The organism is Ructibacterium sp. SJQ-7, from assembly GCF_054696575.1.
In genome coordinates, this window is sequence record NZ_CP195193.1 from 39629 (window position 1) to 51529 (window position 11901).

Below are 11901 nucleotides of genomic sequence, written 5' to 3' on the forward strand. Positions count from 1 at the left end.
GGTATTAAAATATATCAACCGCTCGGAAAGGAAGAATAAATATGGCAAGAAAAATCTATGGAGCTTACGGCTCGAATATCAATTTAAGACAGATGGCATATCGATGCCCCAACGCAAAGGTAATAGGTCAAGGTATTCTTAACGACTACGAACTGACCTTCAGACGAGGCGGATATGCTAACATCGAACCGAAAAAAGGAGCAAGTGTACCGATTTTGTTTTGGGAAATCACACAAAACTGCGAGCATAGCTTAGACCGTTACGAAGGCTATCCTACTTTCTACACCAAGCAAACGGTCGCAGTCGAAAACGAAAACGGTGTGTTTGAAACGATGGTTTATGTAATGACCGATGAATCAAGGGGCGGATATCAACTGCCAAGAGTTGAGTATTACTACGGCATAAGAGATGGTTATATGGATAATCATATGCCACTTGCAGAATTAACAAAGGCACTTGAAAAATGTAAAAGTGAGGTGTTCGGTGATGAGTAAGAAAATATGCGGAAGGTGCGGTAAGGAATACACCGAACCACCTGCAGTTTCAAGGGCAGATAACAAAACACTTATCTGCCCCATGTGCGGAACTACGGAGGCTTTAGAAGTATCAGGTGTTGATGAAAATACAAAAGCGGAAATTTTGAAGAAAATATATAATTCAGGAGGAACTGACAATGCAAGATAGGTTTTTCACTCAAACGAACTGTGACCGCTGCGGTGGTGACCTTAAGGGTGGTCGCATTATGAGTATGTTCAACGAACAGTGTATTTGTATGGCTTGTAAGGATAAGGAATGTAAAGACCCTGAATACAACAAGGCTGTCAAAGCTGACCACGATGAAATTAAAAAGGGCAACTACAATTTCAAAGGTATACGAGGATAAATTAAGCTGTAAATGTACCAAAACAATAGTGTGTTTCTTGTGTACTAATCGTATTGATAAATACCCTCAAAGACGGTAATATGTACCTACAATAAAGAACACGGAGGGAAACCACAATGACAAAATTTGAAAGAGATTTACAGGATGCATTAAATGGTAACGAGATTGAAATTCTAAAAAGAAGAAAGGCTGAAATTGAGAAACTTACAGCTGAGGTTAAGGCTTGCAAGAACGGATTTCGTAGACAGTGCATTGCACAGGAAGTTGCAAAGCTTACAGCGGAATACAACGCAATCAGCGAGAACTTTTAATTTAACAACTGAAAATCATCACTCACTCTTAAAAACAAGGGTGGGTTGTCGTTGACTATCACAAACTGTTATTATCAGTTAAAAGACAGCTAAATATTTGTTTAGTAATGACATTGACAATTTTTTTGAAAAATAGTATTATAAATATAGTACAATGGAACTTAGGAGGATTGTAATATGGACAGAAAATTAGTAGCAATGCTTTTTAAAAATGAAAATTCAGACTGTGAATTGTGGTATCCGGAGATTCCAATGGATGACCCCCTTTTGCAAGAACTTTTAAAGAAATATGAAACAAGCGGATGCAGTGTTGCAGGAAGTCGTGAGGATATTAAAGAAGATATTATTGAAATGCTAAATAATTAAAAACAGTCTGTAATACGAAAAAAGCTCGACAGTAAAACTGATATGCACCCCAAAAGTTAGACACTTTTGGAGGTGCATATTTTTATGGCAAAGAAAGGACAAAAATATAGAAAACACTCGCCAGAATTCAAACTATCTGTTATAATGGATATGCGAGAAAACCATTTGGGTATAATGGAAACAGAGAGAAAATACGATGTTAAACATAATGTAATATCGAAATGGGAACGCATATTCTTGGAAGAAGGAGCCGAAGGGCTGATGAAAGAAAGACGAGGTAGAGCCAGTAAAGTAGATGGAATAGCAAAAGGTCGTCCACCCAAACTTGATAAGAAAATTGAAGAAGATTTAATTGCCGAAAATCAGCGATTAAGAATGGAGAATGAATACTTAAAAAAACTCAGTGCCTTAGTTCGGAAAAGAATGTTAAAAGAAGAGAAAAAGCAGCAATAGTCAATGAATTAAGGCAAAAATATCCGTTAAAAGACTTGCTGCAATTATCAGGTTTAGCCCGTAGTACCTTTTATTACTATATACAACATCCAATCAAAGATAAATACAAGAAAGAAAAACAAGAAATACTATATATATTTTTAGCTAATAAAGGCAGATACGGCTACCGCAGAATCTTAATTGTATTAAGACAAAAAGGATATACCATTAACCATAAAACTGTGTTGAAACTGATGAAAGAACTTAATCTCAAAGGAAAACAACGCAAAAACAGTAAATATCGTTCATACAAAGGAGAAATCGGCAAAATAGCCGACAACTTACTTAACAGAGAATTTACAGCTACAAAACCTTTTGAAAAACTAGCAACTGATGTAACTGAATTTAAAGTGTGTAATGATAAAGTATATTTGTCACCTGTAATGGATTTGTATAATCGAGAAATTGTGTCATACTCAATTTCATTAAGTCCAAATTTGCAGCAAATTAGAGAAATGCTTGATGGTTTATTCAAAAAGCTGCCCGCTAATGCGAAACCATTATTCCATTCTGACCAAGGTTGGCAATACCAACATTCGGAATATCAACGTTTACTGTCAGAACACAATATTGTACAAAGTATGTCTAGAAAAGGAAACTGTATGGACAACGGTGCGATGGAAAACTTTTTCGGAAGATTAAAAGTTGAAATGTTTTATGGTGAAAAATTTGAAAGTGTCAAAGCTTTCATAGATGAATTAAAAAGATATATTGATTATTACAACAATGAAAGAATTTCTTTAAAGCTAAAAGGAATGAGTCCGGTACAATACCGAACTCATTCACAAGCAAGTTAATATTTAATTTTGTCTAAATTTTGGGGTTCGCTTCAAACTGCCGAGCTTTTTTGATGCAAATTTTTATATACGAAAGGGGTGATAATTATGGCTTCAAGAGGCAGAACACCAAAGCCTACTGCTATAAAACAGCTTGAGGGTAATCCGGGCAAAAGACAACTTAATACCAACGAACCTAAACCAAAGCAAAAAGCACCTACCTGTCCTAAATGGCTTGATGATGAGGCGAAAAAGGAATGGAAACGCTTGGCAAAGCAGATGGAACAGCTTGGTATACTTACCGAGGTTGATATGGCGGCATTTGCAGGCTATTGCCAAAGCTATGCAAGGTGGAAAGAAGCCGAGGAATTTATATCAAAGCATGGTGCGATTGTAAAAACTCCGAGCGGATATTGGCAACAAGTTCCGCAAGTGTCCATTGCACAGCAATATATGAAGCAGATGACAAAATTTTGTGAGCAGTTCGGTCTTACTCCTGCATCGAGGTCAAGAATTGTCACCGACAAATCTGATGACTCTGCAGAAGATGCAATGGAGCAGTTATTATCATTGGGTGGTGAGAAAAAGTAATGTATAATGAAGAAAAAGCCAAAAGAGCCATCACATTTATAAACGCCTTAAAACACACCAAAGGTAAATGGCGTGGAGTTCCGTTTGACCTTCTTCCGTGGCAAGAAAAAATAATGAAAGATGTGTTCGGGACGGTCAAGGATAACGGCTACCGACAATACAACACAGCCTATGTTGAAATCCCAAAGAAGATGGGTAAATCAGAGCTTGCTGCAGGTGTAGCTCTTTACCTCACCTGCGGTGATGGTGAATGGGGTGCGGAAGTGTATGGCTGTGCAAGTGACCGTCAGCAAGCAAGTATCGTATTTGATGTGGCGGTTGATATGGTCGACCAATGTCCGGCACTAAAGAAAAGAATAAAGCCAATAATGTCCGTAAAAAGACTTGTATATAAACCGACAAATTCATATTATCAAGTGCTTTCAAGTGAGGCTTTCACAAAGCATGGTTTGAATGTGCATGGGGTTATATTTGATGAGCTGCACTCACAGCCAAACCGAGAACTCTTTGATGTAATGACAAAGGGCTCTGGTGATGCACGAACACAGCCGTTGTTCTTCCTCATAACTACTGCAGGAACAGACAGAAACAGCATTTGCTTTGAACAGCACCAAAAGGCTGTGGACATATTAGAGGGTAGAAAAGTTGACCCGACATTCTATCCCGTTATTTACGGAATTGAGGATACCGATGATTGGACGGATGAGAGAAATTGGTACAAGGCAAATCCCTCGCTTGGACACACTGTCGATATTGAAAAGGTACGAGCTGCATTTTTATCGGCAAAGGAAAATCCTGCGGAAGAGAATCTATTCCGTCAGTTGCGTTTGAACCAATGGGTAAAGCAATCCACTCGTTGGATGCAGATGGATAAGTGGGACGCTTGCGATGAAACGATTGATTTGAGGTTATTGCGTGGCAGAGAATGCTATGCAGGCCTTGACCTTTCCACCACTCTTGACCTTACTGCCTTTGCCCTCATATTTCCACCAAGGAATGATAATGAAAAATATATCATCTTACCGCATTTCTGGATTCCGGAAGAGAACCTGAAACAGCGAGTAAGGCGTGACCATGTGCCGTATGATGTGTGGAAAGCAAACGGGTTCATACGAACCACTGAAGGTAATGTTGTAGATTACCGTAGAATTGAGGCTGATATAAAAGAAATTGCAAGCCAATATGTGGTGCGTGAAATTGCCTATGACCGATATAACGCAACACAGATTATATTAAACCTACAAGACGAGGGCTTGACAATGGTTCCGTTTGGTCAAGGTTTTAAGGATATGTCACCGCCTACAAAGGAGTTATACTCACTCGTATTAAAAGAAAAAATCATACACAATCATCATCCCGTACTTCGTTGGAACTTTGATAATGTGTGTGTTGAAATAGATGCAGCAGAAAATATCAAGCTGTCGAAAAAACACAGCACAGAGCGTATTGACGGTGCAGTTGCAACAGTTATGGCACTCGACAGAGCGGTTCGTAACGAGGGACAGCCTGTGGGTAGTGTGTATGATACAAGGGGGATTTTTGTATTTTAGGAGGACTTATGAACATAATAAAATCAATTTTCAAATCAAGGGATACTCCCAAGAACCATATGAGTGACAATGTTGGCGGTGGTAGGTACTTTCCGTTTGGTCGCACATGGTCGGGTAAATCAGTAACAGAACGCACAGCAATGCAAATAACGGCTGTGTATGCCTGTGTCCGCATAATAGCGGAAACTGTGGCAAGCCTACCCCTGCACGTCTATGAATATACCGACAGTGGCAAGGAAAAGGTATATACACATCCTTTGTATCGGCTGTTGCACGACATACCGAACCCTGAAATGAACAGCTTTGTAATGCGTGAGGTTATGATGAGCCACTTGCTGTTATGGGGTAATTCATACTCGCAAATCATACGAAACGGCAAGGGCGAGGTTCTTGCACTCTACCCACTGCTCCCTGAAAAGATGACGGTTGAGCGTGGAGCTGATAACAGGATTTACTACAAGTATTTCTCCGACAAGGATGGAATGATAGTATTCCGCAAAGAAGAAATACTACATATTGTAGGACTTGGCTTTGACGGTCTTATCGGCTATTCACCTATTGCAATGGCGAAAAATGCGATAGGCTTATCAATTGCAGCTGAAGAATACGGCTCGTCATTTTTCTCAAATTCAGGAACACCGAGTGGTGTACTTGAACATCCGGGTGTATTGAAAGAGCCGGAAAAGGTACGTGATGCTTGGAATGCTGCATATGGTGGTAGCACTAATGCACACAAGGTCGCAGTTCTTGAGGAAGGTATGAAGTTCAATCCTATATCTATTAACCCTCAAGAGGCACAGTTCCTTGAAACACGAAAATTCCAAGTAAATGAAATATGCAGAATATTCAGAGTACCACCGCATATGATTGCCGACTTGGAACGGTCATCATTTAACAATATTGAACAACAGAGCCTTGATTTTGTGACCAACACAATACGGCCTTGGCTTGTTCGTATCGAGCAGACGATATTCCAACAGCTGTTTAGTGAAAGCGAACAAGAGAAGTTGTTTGTAAAATTCAATGTTGACGGCCTTTTGCGAGGAGATTTCCAAAGCCGTATGAATGGCTATGCGGTAGGCAGACAAAATGGGTGGCTTTCAGCTAACGATATTCGTGAGCTTGAAGACTTAAACAAAATACCAACAGAGGAAGGCGGTGACCGATACTTGTGTAATGGTAATATGATAGACATAAAAAATGCAGGTCAGAATTATGCAACAACTGGAGGTGAGAATGATGAGTAAGTTTTGGAAATTTAAGACGATAAAAAATAAAATTGACGAGGAAAACGAAAGCACAGAGAATGTGCTTTTTTTAAATGGTACGATTGCATCGGAAAGCTGGTACAGTGATGATGTGACACCTAAGATGTTTCGTGATGAACTTGACCGATACAAGGGTGATTTGACGGTGTTCATAAATTCTCCGGGCGGTGATTGTTTTGCTGCAAGTGAGATATATACAGCCTTAAAAGAGCATAAAGGCAAAATCACTGTTAAAATAAACGGCATTGCAGCAAGTGCTGCATCAGTTATTGCAATGGCTGGTGACATGGTGGAAATGTCCCCGACCTCAATGCTGATGATTCATAACCCGTCAATGCTCCTATACGGTGAGGCATCTGAAATGGAGCAAGGCATTGAGTTTTTGAACGAGGTCAAAGAATCAATCATAAACGCATACCAAATCAAAACAGGACTTTCACGAAATAAGCTATCAAATCTTATGGATGCGGAAACTTGGTTTAACGCACATTCAGCACATAAATTAGGTTTTTGCGACAAGATTTTGTATACAAAAAATGACAGCAAGGACGATGCCGAGGAAATGGTATTTGATAAGGCCACTATGGTCACAAATACAATTTCAGCTATGAGAAAGAAATTAAAACCGATACGAAAGCCATATGAAACGGGCGTTGATATAGGTCAGTTTGAAACAAGATTAAATTTATTGAAATAACAGGAGGGCAAATATTATGAGTAAGATTTTAGAATTAAGACAGAAAAGAACAGCATTGTGGAATGAAACCAAGAAGTTCCTTGATAATGCAAAGCGTGACGGTGATGTCCTTTCAGCAGAGGATGCAGCTACATATGAAAAAATGGAGGCTGATATTGTTGCTATGGGCAAGGAAATCGACATCCTTGAAAGGCAGGCAGAGCTTGAAAAGCAGATGAACGCACCTACAAGCACAGCCGTTCTTTCAAAGCCTACTACACCGGACGGAAAAGAAAAAACAGGCAGAGCAAGTGATGAATACAAAACAGCTATGCTCTCCGCACTGCGTTCAAACTTTCGTAATGTAAGTAATGTATTACAGGAGGGCGTTGACTCGGACGGCGGTTACCTCGTTCCGGAAGAATACGACAGCCGTTTGATTGATGTGTTGACCGAGGAGAATATATTCAGAGGTCTTGCTACTACAATTACAACAAGCGGTGAGCGTAAGATTAACATTGCCGCCACAAAGCCTGCCGCAGCTTGGATTGACGAGGGTGAGGCACTCACTTTTGGCGATGCAACATTTGCACAGATTAACCTTGACGCACATAAGCTTCATGTTGCGGTTAAGGTTACCGAGGAGCTTTTGTACGATAACGCATTTAACCTTGAAAGCCATATCATTGATATGTTCGCAAAGGCACTGTCAAATGCCGAGGAGGATGCGTTCCTTAATGGTGACGGTGTCGGTAAGCCACTCGGAATATTTACGGAAACAGGTGGTGCTGAAGTTGGTGTAACTGCTGCATCTGCAAGTGCGATTACATCAGATGATATTATTAATCTTGTGTATTCACTTAAGCGTCCATATCGTAAAAATGCCAAGTTCATTATGAATGACCAGACTGTATCCGTTATCCGTAAGCTAAAGGATGGTAATGGCAACTACTTATGGCAACCGTCAGCACAGGCAGGTGAGCCGGACAGATTATTCGGTTATGAGGTATTAACATCACCTTTTGCACCTACTATGGAGGCGGGCAAATCAATCATCGCATTTGGGGACTTCAAGTACTACAATATCGGTGACAGAGGCACTCGTTCCTTTGCAGAGCTTAAAGAGCTGTTTGCCGGAAACGGTATGGTAGGCTTTGTTGCAAAGGAGCGTGTTGACGGTAAGCTTGTACTTCCGGAGGCAGTAAAAACTCTTAAGATGGGAGCGTAAATAAATGAACATAAAGATTTTAGTTTCGTGTGCCGGTATTAGGTTCGGCTTTACAAAGGGTGAAACCGTAGAGGTTGATGCGGAAATTGGTAAGGACTTAATCAAAGCCGGATATGCAGAGGAAATAAAGTCAGCTAACACTAAGAAACCGAAAAATACAAAGGATGATGCAGATGCTGACACTTGATGAGGTAAAAGAGTATTTAAGGCTTGATACAGATTGCGAGGATGGGTATTTAAATATACTCATCCTTTTAGCTTGTGAGATGTGTGAGAACTATACCCGCATTCCTATTCCTGACAAATTACCGGAAAGCTACAAACAGGCAATGCTCGTTTGTATTGGATACTTTTTCGAGAAAAGAGATGGTTCAAAGGACGGAATACCTAAGGTGTTTTATAGTTTGCTTGCACCATATCGAAGGGCGGTGTTTTAGATGGATTTTTCAAGAATGCGACATAGGATAACCTTTCTAAAACCGATGGGGACACAGAAAAACTCTATGGGTGAAAGTGTACCTACCTATACCGACTACAAAACTGTATGGGCATTTGTTGCACCAAAAACAGGTCGAGAATATGATGAGGCACAAAAGCTCAGAGCTGAAACCACATTTAATGTGCATACACGATTTTTTTCTGATATTACAGCAGAAATGCAGATAAGGTACAAAGACCACATTTTGAAAATAGAGTCGGTGCTTAACATAAACGAACGCAACGAGGAGCTACTTATTGTGGCAAGCGAGGTGGACACCTCAGCACTTTTGACTTCGTCAAAAGCCGACACTGACGTGTCGTCCTCCCATCTTGGAGGTGCCTAATGGCAAGAACAGTTGATGTATTCGGTTTTGATGAACTGCAAAAGGCTTTTGAAAGATGTGAGAAAAAATATCCAAATCAAGCCGATGCCCTACTTATGGCTGAGGGACAAGCAGTTAATAAACGCACCAAATCACTTACTCCCGTTAGAACTAAAAAGCTACGCAACTCTTGGCGACTTAAAAAGGTCAAGCTATATAAGGGTGGCAAGGTTCGAGTGGTGCGTGTTCAATCTCAAGCACCATATGGACACCTTGTCGAGCTTGGTCATGAGATTGCATCGGGCGGTCGAACACGAGAGCGTGGCAGAAAGCTTAATCGTGTACAGAGGTCAGCTCGTGGCATTAAATCAGGTGGCAGAGTAGCAGGAAAGTTTATGCTTGATAAGTCAATGAAAGAAGCACAGGCAAAATTTGAAAGTGGTGCTAAAAGACTATTTGATGATATAACAGAGGATATTAAAATTTAGAAAGGGACACATAAAATGATAACGGAAAAGGATATACAAAAAAGGCTTGCAGAAATATTAACCGGAAACGGGTTTAATGTTGTGGCGAGCGAAGTCGATGAGGGATTTGATAAGCCGGCTGTGTTTGTTACGGTATATCCGTCAAGAACAAAGCTACTTACCTGCGGTGGTGCAACAGAAGAAATGACTGTTACGGTTGAAATACAATATATTTCTGCTCTTGAAACAGTTGAGGATTGCATTGATGCGACTAACAAAATAAAGCAAATATTCTTGTACAAATCCTTTGATATACAAGACCGCCACATCACTGTTGATGAAATGGAATTTGAAATAGAAAAAACAGTTCTGTATGTGTATTTTGAAATATCACTCATACAGGCTGTTGACAATACAGAGGAATATGAAGAAATTAAAGATTTGATTATAAAGGGAGTGAATTAAAATGGGATTACCTGAAATTTTAATTGAATTTAAGGCGAAGGCTGAAACCGCTGTTAAGCGAAGTGAAAACGGTATCGTTGCACTTATCTTGCGTGACGATACTAAATCGGGCGATGGCAACCTAAGCTATAAATATCAGACCGCAACCGATTACGGATTGACAAGTAGCTGGTCAACTACCAACCGCAGATATTTAAATCTTGCGTTTGCAGGCTTGCCTAAAAATGTGCTTGTAGAGCGTATCGGTGCTGATGAAACCTACGATGATGCATTGGCAAGGCTTAGAGGTAAGAAGTGGAATTATCTCGCTATTCCGGTAATTGCCGAGGACGATGTTCAGACTATTGCTGATTGGATAATTGCACAAAGGTCAGCAAAAAAATCGTTTAAGGCTGTACTTCCAAACTGCTCGGCCAATCACGAGGGTATTATAAACTTCACAACTGAGGGTATTAAATGCGGTACATACAGTTATTCAACAGCTGAATTTTGTGTAAGAATTGCAGGTTTACTCGCAGGTTTACCTATGACCGAAAGTGCAACATATCAAGTACTTGCAGATGTTACGTCAATTACCGAAAGCCTTACAGCTGATGAGGATATAAACAGCGGTAAATTTATACTCGTAAACGATGGTGAGAAAATCAAGGTCGGCAGAGGTGTAAATTCACTTGCTACACTCAGTGGTGATAAGACCGAGGATATGAAAAAAATCAAAATTATTGAGGGTATGGATATGATGCGTGACGATATTCGTGCAACATTCGAGAATAACTACATCGGCATCAATAACAGCTACGATAACAAGGTTATGTTTGTAGCTGCTATCAATCAATATTTTGATGGCCTTGCAAGACTTGGTGTACTTTATGGTGAGGCTGAAAATATAGCAGATATTGATGTAACAGCACAGAGAGATTGGCTTGCACAAAAGTATGATGTATCGGAATATTCCGATGATCAAATCCGAAAAGCAAAAACAGGCAGTTTTGTGTTTGTAAAAGCAAATGTGACATTTTGCGATGCTATTGAGGACATGAGCTTTTCAATAAATATGGAATAGAGAAACGGAGGTAAACAATTATGGCTGAAAGACAAATGCCTGCGGTTGGTAAAGTTATATCGGGTACGCACGGATATTTTTGGTGGAATAACTCAATTTGTTATGAAATTACATCATTTGAGGCGAAGATAAAAACCAACAGAGAAACAATCAATTTTGCAGGTCAGATGTGGGACGATTCAAAGCTGATGGGTGTATCGGGTACATGGTCAGCTAAGATTAAGAAAATCTATTCAAGAGGTAAAACATATGCCGAGAAACTTGCAAGCGGTATTGATGAGAGATTGACACTCATATCAAAACTTGAAGACCCAGACAATGGTGGCACTGAACGTGTACAGCTCACCTCGTGTTGGCTTGATGAACTTACCTTACAGGCCTTTGAAAACGGGAAAATCACAGAGGACGAGTTCAGTGGTGGTTTCGTTGGATTTAAGTATCTTGATACGATTGATGACCCTTGTATATAAGGGACACTAAAACATATAGAAAGAGGGACACTAAATGAATAAGAATACAAAATTAACACTTGCAGAGCTTTTGAAACGTAAGGAGCAGATGCTTGAAAGCAAGAAGACGAAAAAGACTATTGACTTGTATGTAAAGTCGATTGATGCGACTATTACTATCAAAGAGCCGGACGGAGCATTGTGCAGAGATGCAAATGATATGGACGCAGGCGTTGGCGATAAGTATTTGTGCTATGAATGTATCACAGAACCGAACCTCAAATCAAAAGAGGTTCAAGACGCATTTGGTTGCACAGAGCCTATGGATGTTGTTGACATCATATTTGAACCGGGTGAAATTCCTCAGATTGCGATTGAGTGTATGAAACTTGCCGGATATATGGGCGGAGTTGAACAGGTAAAAAACTAATACAGACGGACGGTGACCTGCAGCTTATCCACTACTACCTACAAAAGGGGTTTGATTGGGATAGGCTTGCAGGTCTTTCACTG

The 11901-nt window shown here is 40.1% G+C and carries 20 protein-coding genes; all 20 read left to right on the forward strand.

Annotated features, from left to right (window positions below):
- Positions 1 to 41: 41 nt before the first annotated feature.
- The gene (locus ACSAMO_RS00200; protein ID WP_499209501.1) at positions 42 to 494 is read left to right on the forward strand and encodes a gamma-glutamylcyclotransferase family protein; all 453 of its coding nucleotides are present in this window, start codon (positions 42 to 44) and stop codon (positions 492 to 494) included.
- Positions 487 to 684, forward strand: coding sequence for a hypothetical protein (locus ACSAMO_RS00205; protein WP_499209502.1), 198 nt, complete (start codon positions 487 to 489; stop codon positions 682 to 684). Before ACSAMO_RS00200 ends, ACSAMO_RS00205 begins: the two co-directional genes overlap by 8 nt.
- Positions 674 to 883, forward strand: coding sequence for a gamma-glutamylcyclotransferase (locus tag ACSAMO_RS00210; protein WP_499209503.1), 210 nt, complete (start codon positions 674 to 676; stop codon positions 881 to 883). The genes ACSAMO_RS00205 and ACSAMO_RS00210 overlap by 11 nt, the downstream gene beginning before the upstream one ends.
- 116 nt (positions 884 to 999) lie before the next feature.
- Complete coding sequence (locus tag ACSAMO_RS00215; protein WP_499209504.1) at positions 1000 to 1194, forward strand: hypothetical protein; 195 nt, start codon at positions 1000 to 1002, stop codon at positions 1192 to 1194.
- Between the two features lie 177 nt (positions 1195 to 1371).
- Positions 1372 to 1560 (forward strand): hypothetical protein, encoded by a 189-nt coding sequence (locus ACSAMO_RS00220; RefSeq protein WP_499209505.1) that lies wholly within the window; start codon positions 1372 to 1374, stop codon positions 1558 to 1560.
- A gap of 84 nt (positions 1561 to 1644) precedes the next feature.
- A complete protein-coding gene (locus ACSAMO_RS00225) occupies positions 1645 to 2013 on the forward strand; it encodes a helix-turn-helix domain-containing protein (RefSeq protein ID WP_022229812.1) in 369 nt (122 codons plus the stop codon).
- Complete coding sequence (locus ACSAMO_RS00230) at positions 1947 to 2849, forward strand: IS3 family transposase (RefSeq protein WP_147514788.1); 903 nt, start codon at positions 1947 to 1949, stop codon at positions 2847 to 2849. The genes ACSAMO_RS00225 and ACSAMO_RS00230 overlap by 67 nt, the downstream gene beginning before the upstream one ends.
- 87 nt (positions 2850 to 2936) lie before the next feature.
- The gene (locus tag ACSAMO_RS00235; RefSeq protein ID WP_499209506.1) at positions 2937 to 3419 is read left to right on the forward strand and encodes a P27 family phage terminase small subunit; all 483 of its coding nucleotides are present in this window, start codon (positions 2937 to 2939) and stop codon (positions 3417 to 3419) included.
- Complete coding sequence (locus tag ACSAMO_RS00240) at positions 3419 to 4969, forward strand: terminase large subunit (protein ID WP_499209507.1); 1551 nt, start codon at positions 3419 to 3421, stop codon at positions 4967 to 4969. The genes ACSAMO_RS00235 and ACSAMO_RS00240 overlap by 1 nt, the downstream gene beginning before the upstream one ends.
- 8 nt (positions 4970 to 4977) lie before the next feature.
- Entirely contained in the window at positions 4978 to 6216 is a 1239-nt protein-coding gene (locus ACSAMO_RS00245) for a phage portal protein (RefSeq protein ID WP_499209508.1), read from the forward strand.
- A complete protein-coding gene (locus tag ACSAMO_RS00250) occupies positions 6206 to 6934 on the forward strand; it encodes a Clp protease ClpP (RefSeq protein ID WP_499209509.1) in 729 nt (242 codons plus the stop codon). Before ACSAMO_RS00245 ends, ACSAMO_RS00250 begins: the two co-directional genes overlap by 11 nt.
- 16 nt (positions 6935 to 6950) lie before the next feature.
- Complete coding sequence (locus ACSAMO_RS00255) at positions 6951 to 8141, forward strand: phage major capsid protein (RefSeq protein ID WP_499209510.1); 1191 nt, start codon at positions 6951 to 6953, stop codon at positions 8139 to 8141.
- 4 nt (positions 8142 to 8145) lie between these two features.
- Entirely contained in the window at positions 8146 to 8328 is a 183-nt protein-coding gene (locus ACSAMO_RS00260) for a hypothetical protein (RefSeq protein ID WP_499209511.1), read from the forward strand.
- The gene (locus ACSAMO_RS00265) at positions 8315 to 8578 is read left to right on the forward strand and encodes a head-tail connector protein (protein ID WP_499209512.1); all 264 of its coding nucleotides are present in this window, start codon (positions 8315 to 8317) and stop codon (positions 8576 to 8578) included. The genes ACSAMO_RS00260 and ACSAMO_RS00265 overlap by 14 nt, the downstream gene beginning before the upstream one ends.
- Positions 8579 to 8965 carry a head-tail adaptor protein gene (locus tag ACSAMO_RS00270; RefSeq protein WP_499209513.1) on the forward strand — a complete coding sequence of 129 codons (387 nt, stop codon included), beginning with the start codon at positions 8579 to 8581 and terminating at the stop codon, positions 8963 to 8965.
- A complete protein-coding gene (locus tag ACSAMO_RS00275) occupies positions 8965 to 9432 on the forward strand; it encodes an HK97 gp10 family phage protein (protein ID WP_499209514.1) in 468 nt (155 codons plus the stop codon). Before ACSAMO_RS00270 ends, ACSAMO_RS00275 begins: the two co-directional genes overlap by 1 nt.
- Before the next feature lie 15 nt (positions 9433 to 9447).
- Positions 9448 to 9876, forward strand: a complete 429-nt coding sequence (locus ACSAMO_RS00280; protein ID WP_499209515.1) for a phage tail terminator family protein — start codon at positions 9448 to 9450, stop codon at positions 9874 to 9876.
- Between the two features lies 1 nt (position 9877).
- Positions 9878 to 10939 carry a phage tail sheath C-terminal domain-containing protein gene (locus ACSAMO_RS00285; protein WP_499209516.1) on the forward strand — a complete coding sequence of 354 codons (1062 nt, stop codon included), beginning with the start codon at positions 9878 to 9880 and terminating at the stop codon, positions 10937 to 10939.
- 20 nt (positions 10940 to 10959) lie between these two features.
- Positions 10960 to 11409, forward strand: a complete 450-nt coding sequence (locus tag ACSAMO_RS00290; protein ID WP_499209517.1) for a phage tail tube protein — start codon at positions 10960 to 10962, stop codon at positions 11407 to 11409.
- A 34-nt stretch (positions 11410 to 11443) separates the two neighbouring features.
- Positions 11444 to 11818 (forward strand): phage tail assembly chaperone, encoded by a 375-nt coding sequence (locus tag ACSAMO_RS00295; RefSeq protein ID WP_499209518.1) that lies wholly within the window; start codon positions 11444 to 11446, stop codon positions 11816 to 11818.
- Positions 11819 to 11901: the final 83 nt, after the last annotated feature.